Source organism: Rhizobium sp. BK008, from assembly GCF_014197345.1.
GTDB lineage: Bacteria > Pseudomonadota > Alphaproteobacteria > Rhizobiales > Rhizobiaceae > Rhizobium > Rhizobium anhuiense.
On the sequence record NZ_JACIFK010000002.1, the window covers coordinates 605,059 to 619,684 of the forward strand.

Genomic DNA, 14,626 nt, shown 5'->3' on the forward strand with positions numbered 1-14,626 from the left:
TCGCATCGCCGCTGCCGGCCGCACCCGCCTCGACCGTCGCCCGATCGTCGGTGACCGTCGCATCGACGACGATCGAAGCCGCATCGTTGGCGCCGGTGAGCGAGATCGAGACATTTGCCTCGCTCAGCGTGCCATTGCCAAGCCGTATCGCGTAGACGAAACTATCTTTGAGGATTTCACCGGCAGACAGCGTGTTGATATCCGCGCCCGAGCCCGCGATGCCGCTTCCATCACTAAGACGGTATTCGATCTTTCCACTATTGATCCTGACCCAATTGCCGAGCAGGGTCTTCTCCCAGGCAGATGCCCCATTCGCTCCGACGTCTTTCGCAAGAAGCTCGTAGTCGGCGGTAATTGGATTGCCATCACCGTCGTCGACCGAAAAGAGGGCTTTGGCATTCCCGCCAAGATCATTCGACATGACGTCGAGGGTTATGGTTTTGGTGGCCGCATTGTAGAGCTGGAGACTGAGCAGTTGGTCTTCTGTCCAGGTGTAAGAGTCATCCTTCGCCTGCGGCGTATTGGAGAAAGAAGTCGTGCTGCCGCCGCCGGTGCTTTGCGTACCCATCAAAATACTCCCATAATACAAAACAAGTAACCCGGCGCTGATTCAAGATTATCAATCCAGCATGACACGCGTGAACACGCGGCCGCGCCAGCATTATCGGCAACAACGCCCATTTTTCTTAGATCAGAACCGGAATACTCCCCATCCCTAATAAAGTGTTAACACATATACTGTGAAATGAAAGATGATTTTCTTGCGATGGTAAATTTATCCAGCACTTCACTCCGGGAGACGTTGAAGTCGCAGACCTTGATCCTGACGAGCGGTGGGGTGGGATGACGGCGCGCAAGGCGCTTGTGAAGCGCGGGCCCAAACTTCCGCTTTTCCTCGCTTAGGGCACCGGCTGCTCCACGCCGATCATTTCGTCGCGATGTTGTCCCGGATCGGCTTTCCACAACGAAGCCAAAAGAAGGAGCTCCAACGAAGCCACAAATAGTGGTACCACCGCCATTGTTCCAGTTCACAACGCGTTAGCAGCCGAACAAGCCGCCACCGCGTCCGTGCTGTTCTCATGGGAGTTCGATCCGCAGGAAATGGCCAAGCTGATCTCTGAGGTGATGACACTGCCAATGATCGTGCGGTCGACGGGCATGTCCCGGCGCATTCCTTTTGGTTAACGTCGCTGCTTCCCGCACGCGAGACGATCGATCAGGGCGCGGATTATGCTTAGCCCGATCGATCGCCGTCGGAGCCGCCCCCGACCACCTCTGGAACGCTCAACTCTCCGCCCAGAATTCCGAGGAACGCCCGTCAACATGCCTGAGGAAGCGAGGAGGCGCCACGCTTCTTTTTTACCAAAGAAATAGAGAAGCCTAAGAGGTTTTCAAAGTTGCTTGATCGCCTGACGATGGCTTTCGCATACGCACATTTGTCTAGCGCCTCGAACAGGACCGAACCGGCGTTGGCTAATCGTGAAGCACCTGATAGACCATAGACCGCCGAGTATGAGGTTGCACCATCTTCAGAGAGAACCGCGGACCGACCGGAGAGCTTTAATGGGCTGGAAAACACCGAAGATCGAATACGTGAATGGCTACAAGATCGTTGAAGTTGAAGGGCCTTCATTCAAAGTCTACGATGGCGACCGTCAGCTCGGGGACGATTTCCCCTATCCTGGCGAGGCTGCTGCCTACGCAATCTCTTTGCCAAAGCGGGATCATCCACGCAGCTAAGCGAGAAGCCGCGGAAGATCATTGAAAAACTCCCTATGGCAGGCCTTACCGAATGCGGACCAAGATTTGACCAGCTCCCAACTTTCTTCACCGCTGGAACTACTTGGGTGGTCCGAATTCTTCGCGGACCAAGTCCAGGCCAGCGAAGCGGACTTGATCCCCAGACGCATCGCTTCAGTTCACCGAGCCCGCATCGAGGCGATCGATGTCACCGGGCCGGTCGGACTGGAGTTTCCATCCAATACCAATACCGGTGACTACGCGGTGGGCGACTGGGTTCTTGCCGATTCACTCACTGACATGCTTATCAGACGTCTCGACCGAAAAAGCGTCCTTCAACGACGTCCGGAAGGCGGACGTGGCCTGCAACTTGTTGCCGCCAACGTCGACACCCTGTTGATCGTGACCTCGTGCAACGCCGATTTCAATCTTGCTCGGCTGGAACGTTACCTGATCATGGCCACTCAGGCCGGGATCAATCCGGTGATTGTCCTGACGAAGGCTGACACCGCGGACGATGCCGACATTTTCCAGGCGCAAGCCGAGGCTTTGCAGCGCGACCTGCCTGTCATTGCCTTGAATGGGCGCTCGGCGGATGCCGTTTCCCTGTTGAGGCCTTGGTGCGGCATTGGCCAGACGGTCGCGCTGGTGGGATCCTCTGGTGTTGGAAAATCAACGCTGGTTAACACCATGACTGGGCCTGAATCTGACACAAAGCAAAAAACAGGCACCATCCGGGAATACGACGCGCAGGGCCGACACACGACCACGGCGCGATCCCTACATGCAGTTCCAGGCGGCGGGTGGGTTGTCGATACGCCGGGAATAAGAACGCTTTACGTGAGTGATGTTGCCGACGGTATCGACACCCTCTTTGCTGAGATAACCGAACTGGCGCCGCTTTGCCGCTTTCGCGATTGCACCCATGCCCATGAACCGGGGTGCGCGGTGCAGGCAGCTGTCGCAAGCGGTGCCCTAGTCGCCGATCGCCTGGAACGCTGGCGGAACCTGCTTGCAGAAAACCGCGACCGAACACCGGTCGTCAGTGGACCCCGCGGCAACAAGATCGTTCGCAAGAAGAAATATTGAAAGTGCTGACGTTTGAGACGGTGCTCACCGTCGTCAACCACGATCCGCCATCAGAATTGCTAGGCTTTGGGATAGCGTCAGCGCTCAATGAATGGGATTGCGGTCGAGAAGAACACCCTGCAAGCGGCCGCTCCCGCTCGTGAGGGATAAGTCTTTGAACAACCAAGATATAAGGCGCGGTCGCAATCCTTGCCTCTCATCGATGAGGAGGAATGAGATCCTCTTTATCTCGATCGTGATCACACCCGCAGTGTCGTGGCGACGATAACTCCCCGAATCGATTGCATGGAATCCATTTTCCACCGCCCAGGCGGCTATCATGTCCGCGTTCATTAAAGCCCTGCTTTAGAAGATGCGGACTTGCTTTCCTTAACAGTCCGCTCGTGCAAATCGGTTTGCAGTCCCACGGATACAGCAACTGAAATGCGCTAGACCAGACAAATCCGTCCAAGATTCCAGTTGCCGCTTAGGTGTTGCGAGAAAGACTCAGAGCAATTCATTGCGAATCAGTACGACAGAGCCGGGCCCCGCCCGTGTAGCAAGCGCTCCTGAACGGACTCGAAGTGAACACCCACTCGTTCGAGAGCGCCTGCCCATCTGATTAACCGTATATGGCTTCAGACCGGAGAACACCTGCGTTTGCTCCGTTCTGGAAAGTTCAGGGGCTGGCCAAGGTGCCAGGACTGCGAATATTGCCACTTCCGGCGGTGAGATCACTGAGCCGGTGAGATCAACACGACAGTTGGAAGTATCACCGGCAATACTGCGTGAAGGCCTTTCCGGCAAGAAAGAGCGGCGCCCGCGGAAACGGCGCGCCCCGCCTCGTCGATGGCGCAGCGAGTTCTTCGATGCGGTCATAGCGCACCGCAAGTTCGGCATAAACAACATCGTTGATCAGCGGCGGGGCGGCGAGAGTGGCCGCTTCGAGTTGCTCAATCGACCAGTCAGCCCAGGTTCCATCATTGGTCACGAGATCGAGCAGGACATTCGTGTCGATGAGCGTCAGACGTCACCACGTGTGAGCGCCATGATCGCGTCGGTAGTGAGCCCCTCTCCGGCGTATCAGCTTTTGAAAGCGGCTGAGGGCTGCTTCCTGTCGGCTCTTGTCAGTACCACACTACCATCTGCGGTCCGATGAAAATCGACCTCGCTTCCGGGCACAATCCCGAGCCATTCTCGAACGGCTTTGGGGATAATGACCTGCCCCTTGCTGTGACTGTCGTCGTCACGCCGAAACCTCGTAATCCCGATTTGGCGTTAGGTATTACCTTCCGGTTTCGATTTCAATATCCCTAAGTGAGCCTCTGGCGTCGGATGCTCCGTGAGCGCCGTGGTGTTCGACGATGTCAGAGGCATCAGATGATGTGCTCAACACAACGTGATTTCGTCGAGGGCGCCGGCTTGCATTGTCACCGCCGCTCGTCGAGTTTCCTGACGGGCTGGGAATGAAGCGTCGCAACGGCCATCATTCCGATTACCTTTTCACCAGGTCTTCCATCACCTCGGGGCCGAGGACCTTCTCCAGGGCTTTCACCCCGTTTTTCGGCAGTCTCGATAGGCCGCTGACGATGCCCTCTTTCCACGCATCCCCACGATTCCATGCTTCCTCCCAAGCATCCGCCAGCTCGCTGTCGTGGCGCGTCTCGACGAGGGCTTGGAAGAGCAGGGATGCCTGGGTCAGGTCTTTGTCCGACTTAATGCGTCCTAGAGTGTCTGTGCGCCTTCTTGAGGACACGATGAGCTTGTGAACTGCATACCTTTCGGGAGCGGGGACGAGGACGTTCACGCCTTCGCGGAAGAGAAGCACCGTGCGGACAGGTTCATAGATCAGGAAATCCAAGAACCGCAGATTTTCCGCCGACGCGCCACCGAGGGCGGGCATAGGAGACGGCTTGCCCGTGTATTCGTCCGATCCCCGATTTCCCTTGAGAAACTCCACCCGGTAGCCCTTGGCGTTTTGGAATGCCGCCACCTTCGCTTTGTCAGCATGGTGCGGAACCGGCCGAAACTCGGGATCAACCGACTGGAGGACCTCCAGCACGGGAGGCAAACTGTCTTCGACCCCGGCTGAGATCGCAAAGTCCTGCGCGAAATCGGCATCGCCGGTCTGCATTGCCGACGAGGGCAATCGGACCCCTAGCATCCCCGCATATGTGCTGAAAGCCACCGACCCGTTCAGGACTGCACGAAGACGGAACAATCCGGCGTCAGCAAGCGCCTTCGTGACGTCGCCCGCGAAGGTGTCGGGACCCGGAAGGCCAGCGCGGCGCAGAGTGCTAACCATCCGCCTCCGCTCACGCATGTCGTCTCTGATTTCCTTGTGAGCCTTCACCCTCGCCGTGATTGCCTCGTCACTGTGTGGACCGACATAGCGTCGCTTGTCCTTTCCCTCGGCAGTAGGGAGATCGAAATACCAGTAATCGCGGCCCTTCACGGCGACCGTTACAAACCACCCCTCCAGAGGGAAGTCTGCCGCAAATTGCGCATCAAGCGTCCGCTGCGTTAGCTCCGCGAACATCGTCCGGTAGCTGATGTCGATCTCTTTCATCATTGGCGTTTCCCCTCCAGGCGTGCGGGGGCCAAGGCCCGCGCCTTGCCCATGCGCTCTTGCCCTCTTTTAAAAAGTCGCCCTGTCTTGCGCCGTTATAAGTCTCTGCCAAGACCTTATAACTCCCCGTTCTATAGTCAAGTTATAAGTCTCTGCCAAAACCTTATAACCAAAGCCGCGCTAATGCCTGTGGCACAAACAAAATCCGGCTCCCCGGGGTTAAAGCCGCATGTGATGTCAGTTCGGCAGCACCGGCACTTGGCGCCAAGATTCTTCGAGAGATCTGATCTCTTATCATCGCGCCCAACTCGCCAAAAGTTCGAAACCCATATGCAAGTCGGCGAACCGCCGTTTCAGAAATCTTGCAATTGCGCGCAACCTCAGCAGCACTTTCGAATGCAATAATTTCGCACTGACCTATAGTTTGCCTCGCGACCAGTTGGAGACTGTCGGGAAAGACACTCGGCCGCTTGGCGATTAGGCACCTCAGTTTCCTGGAGTGTTGCGGGGGACGATGTCGCCGAAACAACTGCTGCGAGTAAAGGCGCCAGGGAGCCGTAGAGCAGCGAGACGCAGCCGAGGCAATCGGCCATCTGCACATGCTGGGCTCAGTACGCCATCCCCGAGATCAAATGGATGCAGCAGCGTTTCTTGGACTCAGGACAGGCGCTTCGATGCGAAGCGGAGGGCTGTGGCATCAAGGAAGGGAGCAACTCAGTGAACGACGGTGATCACCGGAATTCCAGCTTCATCGGCGGCACGGATCAGCGCTTCTCGCGCGTCCTCGGCCAATATGTCCCCATGGATAGCATCCCGGCATGCCCTGACCGCGATAAGATATTCCTCTCCATCGTCGATGGGCCAGCAAGCCGTCAACATATTTGCCGCCTCCCAAAGGCTCGCGACAAGCTTGTATTTTTCCGGCCCATTTACAACGAGCATCAGCGGGGTAAACTCTCCGGTTGTGTGCCACTTCATGACGTTACGCCTTCCCACGGTAAACATATTGGTAACCGTGCAAGAACCGTTCCGGGTGGGGGGCGGCATGATCCAGATTCTCACTTCAAACGAAGCGACCTTAACTTTGACGAAGGATGCCGGCCTCCTTCGCCGCAGCCTCAAACGCAGATCGCGCTTCCGCGTCGGGAACAACGCCACTCGCCGCGTCCAGGCATACCTTCCACGCTGTCGCATAGCTGGCGCTTCTGTTCTCGGGCCAGTATTTCTTCAAGAATGCGACCGCCTCTCTAGCGTTCCTGATGACGTGAACCCGATCATCTATCTTCAATTCGACGTTCGCGTCCCAGATGCTGATCATGGCGTCCTCCGTGGGGCAGGCTTCCCACAAACGTATATTAGGAAGATCTGTTCCAAGCGGACGATCCTGCCGAAATTTTGGAGGGCGGCAGCCCAAGAGCGAATTGGAAGGGCTTCGTGCATCGCTCCTGGCGTGAACCGAAACCGGACTGACTTCGGGCGTGCACATGCCAGCATTCGGTTGAGGATCGCGCAGCCGATGGCAACTTCGGTCTGTTACGCGCGGAATGAGCGTGCTCGCTGCCGGTGTCGGATGATCGAGTTGTAGCGGCCGATCGCGGCCTCGACCAAGGACCGCTTCCTACCATCGAGGCATAATTCTCTATAATGGAAGCGTGGCCGTGGGTGAGAACATATGCGAAATGGATTCGCGTCAGCTGTCCGCAGGAATGCCCCCGGCCGCGATGATGGCCTCATGCGTGTCGACGTCGATCAGCGCCGCGTCGCCAATCTCAACCTCAATCACCGGCAGCCCGGAGGCTTTGATCAGGTCGCGGGCGCCGATGTCGCCCTTCAGCCGCAGAACGGCATCGTTCAGCGACCGCGGCAGGATAACGGGATTTCCGTGCTTGCCCTGCGAGACGGCACGAACGATCGATGCGCCCTTGCCATGTTGAAAGGCCGTAATCAGCCGGTTGAGATCGCTGCTGGTCACATCCGGCATGTCCGCGAGCATGACCAGGACACCGTCAACACCATTCGCCCCGGCAGCAATAAAGCCTGTCACCAGGGAGCTTGCCATCCCGGACGCGTAATCCGGATTTGCGACGATGTTCAATTGCATATCGGAGAGTGCCTTGCGGATGTCGTCTTGGCGATGGCCAACGACCACAGTGACGGATTCAGCATGGCTATTAATCGCAATCAACGCCGAACGGCGGACGAGCGGCATCCCGTCAAAATCGGCCAGCAGCTTGTGGCCGCCGTTCGGGCCCATGCGCGTCGCCATACCGGCACCCAGAAGTAGGATCGCCACCACTATTGGCTTCACCGCGACTTCTCCTCCAAGGGCATGGCATCGGCCGCGTCTGGATCTCCGGGCGCCCGCCACCCATTTGAATATATCATCTTCATCGGGACTCTCACCCGCCAGAATGCGCAGGCTCATCGATCTTCGAAGGATGAACCGCTTGCGGAATGAATCTGAACGTCGCGATCATCGTACCGATGCCAACCCCTGCATGGTCGGCTAGGCAGGCGAAGGCAATCGCCGGCTCGATGGCATGAGCCCGTCGGCTGCTGCTTTGTCGATCGCGAATATACCCTTGACGCTCGAGTGGACGTTGACCCGGCCCGTCGTCACCTTGGACAACCTAATATCTTCAATCGCGATTGATTGTCCCAGCATCCAGCCGCCCTGGTCTTCTCCCACATCATCCATGTTCATCCGCGCATCCGTTACGTGGCGAAGCTCAACCTGCTTCGGCCGTGCGAGGTCGCAGTCTTTCAGAACATGGCCTTTCGAGAAAGTGCCTTCGGGCAACCTCAGCGAACGAGCAAGCACATGCCAGTTAGCGTCGTCGACGGATAACTGACCGAATTTCACCGTGCTCCATCCCCAGATAACGAAAGAGGGCGCGACCGCAGTGCTTGAATGACTTCGCCCAGTATCGCCACGGCGATCTCCGCCGGATTGGAAGCCCCGATATCGAGCCCGATCGGAGCATGAATGGCTGAAAGCGCATCGGGGGTGAAACCTTCCAACGCAAGCCTGTCGGTCCTCGCAGCATGCGTCTTTCTGCTGCCGAGCGCGCCGATGTAGAAGCAGCCCGTCCGCAACGCCTCCGCCAGCGCAAGATCATCGATCGTCGGATCATGGGTGAGTGCAACCAACGCGGTGTAACGGTCGAGCGGATCGAGCAGAAAAGCATCGGCGGGCCAGTCGGTGGAGATCGGCACACCAGGGAAGCGCTCGCTAGTCGCAAAGGCCGTCCGGGGATCAATGATGCGCACATCGAAACCGGCAAGCCCTGCAAACTGCGTCAGATACTGGCCAATGTGCACGGCGCCGATAATGGCGATACGCGGCGCAGGGAGATAGACGTTCAAGAATCCTCTGCCCTCGGCTGCATCGAAGGCCATCGAGCGGCCGGAGCGAAAAGCATCTTCGATCAAATCTGCGATCGGCCCGTCAAGCGGATCATCCTCTAGAACGATGCGTTCGGTATGACTGTCAAGATCAGCCAGCAGAATCGCAGCGATCCGTTTGCGTCGCGCAGCGTTTAGACGTTGCAGGCTGGCACGCTGCATCAGTCGAGCCTTTCGACATAAACGCGGATACGCCCGCCACAGGAAAGTCCAACGCGCCAGGCGGTCTCGTCAGTGACGCCGAACTCTAGCATCTGCGCCGTGCCACCGGCAATCACATCGAGCGCGGCCGTGACGACCGCACCTTCGACGCAGCCGCCGGAAACCGAGCCTTCGAAATTGCCATCTGCGTCGACGACCAGATGGCTGCCGACCGGACGTGGAGCCGAGCCCCAGGTTTCGATGACCGTTGCGATGGCAACGGCGCGACTTTCATCTATCCATATCTCGGCCGTCAATAGCGGATCGTTTGGATGTGATGCAGTTGTCATTCCAGCGAATCTTCCACGCAAGTGTCGTTCAAGCTCGCGAAGGCCAGGGCGATATCCGCCTCCCTGACGCTATCGCCGACGTACCAGCTCAGAGTGTCATAAAAGCCGAGGAAAGAGCCCTTTGTCTTCGCGAGAAGCGCCGTGGCTTCCGCACTGGAGATCGAAAGCGTGGCGACAATGAAGTCAATCAGAGCGGCCTCGGCCTTCGGATGGGCAAATATCAGCGCCGGTGGAGAGTTGGGCAAAATTAAGGGCAGTCCTGGACGTTCCGGCCGGCATGGTAGAAAGGCCTCCAGAAGGATCTCACGTGATGATGCACCCACTTCTATGACGAAAGCCTCCGCATCCAGCACCCATCCGGAGCGGACGGCGTCGAAGTACTGGAAGTCCCGCTCAACGAGGGTAAGGGGCACCGTCTTCGCCTCGCCGGGCTCCAGATACAGTTTGCAGAAGGCTTTGAGTTCACGGATCGGCCGTTTTAAGCCGGGTTTCACCGGGCGAACGTAGAGCTGAACGGTCTCCTTGCCCGCGACAGATCCAGTGTTGCGGATAGTAACGCTCGCAGTACAGGCGACGCCCGGAGCGACTTCCTGTATGTCGATCCTGAGATTCTCATAGCTGAAGGTCGTGTAGCTGAGACCGTGCCCGAAGGGAAACGCCGGGGCGATTGCCTTGAGATCGTAGAAGCGATAGCCGACGAAAACACCCTCGCTATAGAGATGGCGCCCATGCTCACCGGGATAGGTGTGCCAGCCGGGAATGTCCTGCATCCGCACGGGCATGCTGGCAGAGAGTTTGCCGCAGGGGTTCTGCTCGCCAAACAGAACGCGGGCAATCGCTTCGCCGCCGCCCTGCCCGGCGTAGAACGCAGCGAGCACGGAATCGACATCATTGAGCCACGGCATTTCGACGGCATCCGGCATCGAGAGCACCACGATTACCTTGCAACCGGATGCAGCCAGCGCATGAATGAGGGCGTCGTGGGTGGCGGCCAGCTTCAATGTGTCGCGGTCGTTGCCCTCGCCGTGCCGGCTCTTCTCGTTTTCCGCAAACACCACTGTGAAATCGGCAGAAGACGCCGCCACGACGGTCGCCTCGATCAACGCCTGCATATTGACCTCTGCGGCAGAGGGGAATGGCAGATGCTGCACCTCGAAGTCGGCGCCTGCCCGCGCGGCAATCTGAACGAAGGGGCTGTCGACGCGATAGGGATTGGTCGTGGCCGAACCGGAACCTTGGATCACGGGAATGGTAGCGCCGTCACCAACGACGAGGAGCCGGCCGGTGCTATTCGGATCAAGCGGCAATGTCCTGCCTTCGTTGCGCAGCAAGACGATCGATTCCGCTGCAATCTCCCGCGACAGAGCGTGGTGCCGGTCGAGATCGATGACCGTGTCGCGCCGCTCATGCATCTTGCATTTGCGCACGAACGCCAGAACCTTAGCGCAGGCGGCATCGACCACCTCGGGCGCCAGATCACCAGCCTCGATCGCCGCCCGCAGGCGGGCCTTGCGTGGCTGGCTTTCCGGCATGTCGAGATCGGTCCCGGCAGCGAGCGCCGCACCACGGTCCCTAATTGCGTGCCAATCGGAGACGACCAGCCCGTCATAGCCCCATTCCTCGCGCAACACGGTGCTGAGCAACCATTGATTTTCTGCTGCTTGAATGCCGTTCAGCCGGTTGTAAGCGCTCATCACTGTCCAGGGGGCGCTCTTTCCGATCACTCGTTCGAAGCCCGCCAGATAGATTTCGCGAAGAGCCCGTTCGTCCACATCTGAGCTGGTCGTTGTCCGGTCGATCTCGGAATTGTTGCAGGCAAAATGCTTCAACGAGGCGCCGACGCCATTGTCTTGTAGGCCCGAGATGACGGCTGCGGCAATGTCCCCGCTGATGAGGGGGTCCTCGGAGTAGTATTCATAGGCGCGGCCGGCAAGCGGCGTGCGGCGGATATTGATGCCGGGCCCAAGTAGGAGATGAACGCCAAATTCCTGGCATTCCGCCGCCAGCGCCTCCCCCATGCGGTAGGCCAGATCGACATCCCAGGAACAGCCAAGCAGATTGCCGTTTGGAAAGCAGGTTGCAGGACGTGTCGCGCCGAACATGCCGCCTGATGCATCGGCCTGTTGGCCGACAACCGCCAGAAACGCCCGTAGGCTGTCTTCGTCATTGTCGCCGGCGTCGATCTGGGTTGTGGAGTAGCGAACGCCATGGGCACCATCGGTCATGACAATCGATGGAATGCCGAGCCGTGGGATCGATGCGGTTTTCCACAGCCCGCGTCCGCTCAGAAGATCAACCTTTTCGGCAACCGTCATCTGGCCGACAAGCGACTTGATTTCGTCTTCGCTGGGCTGAAACATGCTACTCTCTCGATTTCTAGAGACAATCGTGGTCTCTTATCAACAGATCTTCTGCAGGAGCTCCATCAGCATCATCCGCTCAGCAAGCGTCAGCGTGCTCAGCGTTTCCTGCGAGATTTGCAGTGCGACCGACAGGTTGCGGGCCACTGTCGCCTCGCCTTCCGGCGTCAGCGTCAGCACCAGCCGGCGTGCGTCGGTGGCGTCGGGTGCGGTGTGCACCAGCCCACGTTTTACAAGACGGTCGACGACGCCCTTGATGGTCGCCATATCCATGGCGGTCTCGCGGCCCAGGTTGCCCTGCGAGCAGGGCTGCAGGTCCTTCAGCCTAACGAGCGCCGCCCACTGGGTGGTGGTCAGTTTTTCAGCCATCAGGCTCGCAAAGATCGCCACGTGCCGCTGGTTGGCCTGGCGCAGGTAGAAGCCGATCTGCTCACCAAGCGTATACTGTACCTGCTGGCCCTGCGCCTCCGTCGCTACTGTCTTTTGTCGGCCGGCTTTTTCTTTGAACGGAACGTCCATCGGATCTCTCAAATCTGCCTGTTCCTCGTGATGCCCGGCAATGGCGCTGTCGAATTCACTCTCGCCGTAAATTTAGAATGACTTCTGTCGTCAGGATTTCAATCTGCTCAGGAAGCCTTGGCGCCAGGATCTCGATGACCATGGCATGAGCCTCCATGTCGCCGCTTGCCACCGCATCCTTGGCCAGAATGACCCGGTAGCCGGCGTCGACCGCATCGAGAAGGCTGGCGTAGACGCAGACGTCGGTCTCGACGCCCGAGAAAATCAGTGTGTCTGTTGCCGATCCTTGCAACCGGTTCAAAAAACCAGGCGCCCCAAAGACCGAGTAGGTCTTCTTGTCCACGATAGACCCTGGACCGGCGATCGCCGAAAGCGGCGCCACCAGATCCAGCATGGCGGCATCGAGCTCATCCAGCGTTACCGATGACCAGCGACGATAGTAGGTCTTCCAGCGACCCGTGGCATTTTCGGCACTTTGGGGCACCATGAAGCGAGCGAAGACAGTCTCAGCGGGCTGCGCTTTGCTGAGTGCCACCACATTGGGAAGAATGCCGGCAATGGCTGGCGTATACCACGCCGTTTCCTCGGCGAAGAGGCGCTGCATGTCGATGACGACATGCAGCGTATTCTTGGAGAGTGGCGCGGGTGTCATCATCAGTCGGCCACCGGGACGGTGTGTTCCGCGGCCCAAGTTAGGGAGATGGTGTCGCCATCGCTCAGGACCTTGCCATCGCGGTTCTGTGCAAACAGCTTCAGCGGCAGACCGTCTGCCGTCTCCAACAGATAGGACAGCACGGGACCTGCGTAGATGACGGTGGTGATGCGCGCCGTCAGGCTGTTGCCATCCGTCGGACCCGATGCGATCGACATCTTCTCCGGGCGCACCGCGAGCGTGACGTTCGAGCCGCCTGATGGCAAAGTGCCTGTTGTCCTGACCATCGTTCCATCGGCGAGACGAACGGCGCCGTTCTCCACCGTCCCGGTGAGGAAGTTGGAATCGCCGAGGAATTCGGCGGCAAAGCGCGTCAGCGGCCGTTCGTATACGGTTTCCGGCTCGCCGATCTGAACAATACGACCCTTGTCGAGGATCGCAACCTTGTCAGACAGCGTCAACGCCTCCTCCTGGTCGTGGGTGACGAAGATCGTCGTCAGCCCGCTTTCGCGCTGGATGCGCAACAGTTCGACCTGCATTTCCTGGCGAAGGCGGCGATCGAGCGCCGACAGCGGCTCGTCGAGGAGCAGCACGCTCGGCTTGATGACCATGGCGCGGGCCAGCGCGACGCGCTGCTGCTGGCCACCCGACAGCTGCTTGGGCATGCGATCGGCAAAGCCAGGCAAATGCACCATCTCAAGAGCGCGATCGACTTCCTTGCGGGCGGCGGCGCCCTTGATGCCCCGGCGTTCGAGACCGAAGGCGACGTTCTGGGCAATCGTCATATGCGGGAACAGTGCGTAGGACTGGAACATCATGCCGATGTTACGACCCCAGACCGGGATGCCGGTGACATCGTTGTTGCCGATCGTGATGACGCCCTGGTCGGGCTTGATGAAGCCCGCGATGATGCGCAGCAGCGTGGTCTTGCCGGAACCGGATGGGCCGAGAAGGCTGGTGAAGGAGCCTTCGGGGAACTCGGTGGTGATATCGGACAGGACCGGCGTCGTGCCGTAGGTCTTTGCGACGGAATTGACTTTAACGTTTGTCACTTGTGTCTCCGGGCTTGGCGAAGCGCGCAAAAATCAGGATGATCGTCATCGAGCCGAGCAGAAGCACCGTCGAGATCGCATTGATTTCAGGTGTAAAGCCCTTGCGGATTGAGGAGTAGATCTGCACCGGCAGCGTGGTGTAGCCGGGCGTTGCGAGGAAATAGGAAATCACGAACTGGTCGAGCGACACGGCGAAGGCGAAGAGCGCGGCGCCAAGGATACTCGGATAAAGCAAAGGCAGCGTCACCGAGAAGAAGGCGTGAACCGGTGTCGAACCAAGGCTCATCGCGGCTTCTTCGAGGTCGGCGCGGATCGTCTTGAAGCCCGTGCCGACGACCAGAACAACGTAGGGGATGGCAAGCGCGACGTGGCCGATCAACAGGGCATGCATACCGCGCCCGATACCGGTCCAATAGAAGAAGATCAGCATGGCTGTGCCGGTGATCAGCCAGGGAATGGCGATCGGCGGCAGCAGCATGAGTTGCAGGAGACTTCTGCCGCGAAAGGTCCGGCGCGACAGCGCGACGGACGCCATGGTCCCCAAAGCCGTCGCCAGAACCGCGGTGATACCGGCGATCACCAGGCTGTTAAGACCCGCCGTCAGAAGGATGCTGTTGTCCCAGAGCGCGTCGTACCATTGCAGCGAGAAATGGAATGGCAGCTCGTAAAGTGGCGAAGCGTTGAACCCCATCGCCATCATCACGAGAATGGGCGTGTAGAGGAAGATGAGGATGGCGATGAGATAGATTGGGCCGAGCGTTTTCATGATC

16 protein-coding genes and 3 pseudogenes are annotated in these 14,626 nt (G+C 58.7%); 2 read left to right on the forward strand and 17 right to left on the reverse strand.

The features are described 5' to 3' along the window. Window positions 1-568: VCBS domain-containing protein (locus FHT69_RS34190; RefSeq protein WP_246780718.1), on the reverse strand; the 568-nt coding region annotated here is incomplete at its 3' end. 995 nt (window positions 569-1,563) lie between these two features. Here FHT69_RS34190 and FHT69_RS14295 point away from each other — a divergent pair. Beyond that, a complete protein-coding gene (locus tag FHT69_RS14295; RefSeq protein ID WP_183905517.1) occupies window positions 1,564-1,740 on the forward strand; it encodes a hypothetical protein in 177 nt (58 codons plus the stop codon). A gap of 66 nt (window positions 1,741-1,806) precedes the next feature. Continuing rightward, a complete protein-coding gene (gene rsgA, locus FHT69_RS14300; protein ID WP_245445279.1) occupies window positions 1,807-2,829 on the forward strand; it encodes a ribosome small subunit-dependent GTPase A in 1,023 nt (340 codons plus the stop codon). Window positions 2,830-2,913: 84 nt separating this feature from the next. Here rsgA and FHT69_RS34195 read toward each other — a convergent pair whose 3' ends face one another. The 16 genes and pseudogenes from FHT69_RS34195 to FHT69_RS14375 form a co-directional block, all read right to left on the reverse strand. Next, the gene (locus FHT69_RS34195; RefSeq protein WP_097623355.1) at window positions 2,914-3,162 is read right to left on the reverse strand and encodes a hypothetical protein; all 249 of its coding nucleotides are present in this window, start codon (window positions 3,160-3,162) and stop codon (window positions 2,914-2,916) included. Window positions 3,163-3,583: 421 nt separating this feature from the next. After that, window positions 3,584-3,835, reverse strand: a pseudogene (locus FHT69_RS14305) (DNA-binding protein); the annotation flags it as partial. A gap of 56 nt (window positions 3,836-3,891) precedes the next feature. After that, window positions 3,892-4,058: pseudogene (locus tag FHT69_RS14310) on the reverse strand (AbrB/MazE/SpoVT family DNA-binding domain-containing protein). A gap of 245 nt (window positions 4,059-4,303) precedes the next feature. After that, window positions 4,304-5,380: a GSU2403 family nucleotidyltransferase fold protein gene (locus FHT69_RS14315; RefSeq protein WP_183905518.1), complete on the reverse strand. Its 1,077-nt coding sequence runs from the start codon at window positions 5,378-5,380 to the stop codon at window positions 4,304-4,306. A 711-nt stretch (window positions 5,381-6,091) separates the two neighbouring features. Continuing rightward, window positions 6,092-6,355 (reverse strand): DUF982 domain-containing protein, encoded by a 264-nt coding sequence (locus FHT69_RS14320; RefSeq protein ID WP_097544186.1) that lies wholly within the window; start codon window positions 6,353-6,355, stop codon window positions 6,092-6,094. Window positions 6,356-6,455: 100 nt separating this feature from the next. Further along, entirely contained in the window at window positions 6,456-6,695 is a 240-nt protein-coding gene (locus FHT69_RS14325) for a DUF982 domain-containing protein (protein WP_097544185.1), read from the reverse strand. A gap of 143 nt (window positions 6,696-6,838) precedes the next feature. Further along, window positions 6,839-6,994 (reverse strand): annotated as a pseudogene (locus FHT69_RS14330) (IS5/IS1182 family transposase); the annotation flags it as partial. Between the two features lie 73 nt (window positions 6,995-7,067). Further along, on the reverse strand, window positions 7,068-7,685 hold the full coding sequence (locus FHT69_RS14335) for a nucleotidyltransferase family protein (RefSeq protein WP_312865525.1): 618 nt from the start codon (window positions 7,683-7,685) through the stop codon (window positions 7,068-7,070). A 198-nt stretch (window positions 7,686-7,883) separates the two neighbouring features. Next, entirely contained in the window at window positions 7,884-8,240 is a 357-nt protein-coding gene (locus FHT69_RS14340) for a hypothetical protein (protein WP_183905520.1), read from the reverse strand. Beyond that, window positions 8,237-8,944 (reverse strand): XdhC family protein, encoded by a 708-nt coding sequence (locus FHT69_RS14345; protein ID WP_183905521.1) that lies wholly within the window; start codon window positions 8,942-8,944, stop codon window positions 8,237-8,239. The genes FHT69_RS14340 and FHT69_RS14345 overlap by 4 nt, the downstream gene beginning before the upstream one ends. After that, a complete protein-coding gene (locus FHT69_RS14350) occupies window positions 8,944-9,273 on the reverse strand; it encodes an XdhC family protein (protein ID WP_097544181.1) in 330 nt (109 codons plus the stop codon). The genes FHT69_RS14345 and FHT69_RS14350 overlap by 1 nt, the downstream gene beginning before the upstream one ends. After that, the gene (locus tag FHT69_RS14355) at window positions 9,270-11,633 is read right to left on the reverse strand and encodes a beta-glucosidase family protein (RefSeq protein ID WP_183905522.1); all 2,364 of its coding nucleotides are present in this window, start codon (window positions 11,631-11,633) and stop codon (window positions 9,270-9,272) included. The genes FHT69_RS14350 and FHT69_RS14355 overlap by 4 nt, the downstream gene beginning before the upstream one ends. A gap of 39 nt (window positions 11,634-11,672) precedes the next feature. Continuing rightward, window positions 11,673-12,152: a MarR family winged helix-turn-helix transcriptional regulator gene (locus tag FHT69_RS14360; RefSeq protein WP_097544179.1), complete on the reverse strand. Its 480-nt coding sequence runs from the start codon at window positions 12,150-12,152 to the stop codon at window positions 11,673-11,675. Between the two features lie 55 nt (window positions 12,153-12,207). After that, the gene (locus FHT69_RS14365; protein WP_183905523.1) at window positions 12,208-12,807 is read right to left on the reverse strand and encodes a cysteine hydrolase family protein; all 600 of its coding nucleotides are present in this window, start codon (window positions 12,805-12,807) and stop codon (window positions 12,208-12,210) included. Then, the gene (locus FHT69_RS14370; RefSeq protein WP_097544177.1) at window positions 12,807-13,856 is read right to left on the reverse strand and encodes an ABC transporter ATP-binding protein; all 1,050 of its coding nucleotides are present in this window, start codon (window positions 13,854-13,856) and stop codon (window positions 12,807-12,809) included. Before FHT69_RS14370 ends, FHT69_RS14365 begins: the two co-directional genes overlap by 1 nt. Beyond that, window positions 13,843-14,622, reverse strand: coding sequence for an ABC transporter permease (locus FHT69_RS14375; RefSeq protein ID WP_097544176.1), 780 nt, complete (start codon window positions 14,620-14,622; stop codon window positions 13,843-13,845). The genes FHT69_RS14370 and FHT69_RS14375 overlap by 14 nt, the downstream gene beginning before the upstream one ends. Window positions 14,623-14,626 lie beyond the last annotated feature (4 nt).

Bases quoted from the DNA above. Each gene is read 5' to 3' on its own strand.
- FHT69_RS14355 (WP_183905522.1), bottom strand. From the start codon at position 11,633: ATGTTTCAGCCCAGCGAAGACGAAATCAAGTCGCTTGTCGGCCAGATG.
- FHT69_RS14365 (WP_183905523.1), bottom strand. From the start codon at position 12,807: ATGATGACACCCGCGCCACTCTCCAAGAATACGCTGCATGTCGTCATC.
- FHT69_RS14375 (WP_097544176.1), bottom strand. From the start codon at position 14,622: ATGAAAACGCTCGGCCCAATCTATCTCATCGCCATCCTCATCTTCCTC.
- FHT69_RS14315 (WP_183905518.1), bottom strand. From the start codon at position 5,380: ATGATGAAAGAGATCGACATCAGCTACCGGACGATGTTCGCGGAGCTA.
- FHT69_RS14295 (WP_183905517.1), top strand. From the start codon at position 1,564: ATGGGCTGGAAAACACCGAAGATCGAATACGTGAATGGCTACAAGATC.
- FHT69_RS34195 (WP_097623355.1), bottom strand. From the start codon at position 3,162: ATGAACGCGGACATGATAGCCGCCTGGGCGGTGGAAAATGGATTCCAT.
- FHT69_RS14360 (WP_097544179.1), bottom strand. From the start codon at position 12,152: ATGGACGTTCCGTTCAAAGAAAAAGCCGGCCGACAAAAGACAGTAGCG.
- FHT69_RS14345 (WP_183905521.1), bottom strand. From the start codon at position 8,944: ATGCAGCGTGCCAGCCTGCAACGTCTAAACGCTGCGCGACGCAAACGG.
- FHT69_RS14325 (WP_097544185.1), bottom strand. From the start codon at position 6,695: ATGATCAGCATCTGGGACGCGAACGTCGAATTGAAGATAGATGATCGG.
- FHT69_RS14320 (WP_097544186.1), bottom strand. From the start codon at position 6,355: ATGAAGTGGCACACAACCGGAGAGTTTACCCCGCTGATGCTCGTTGTA.
- FHT69_RS14350 (WP_097544181.1), bottom strand. From the start codon at position 9,273: ATGACAACTGCATCACATCCAAACGATCCGCTATTGACGGCCGAGATA.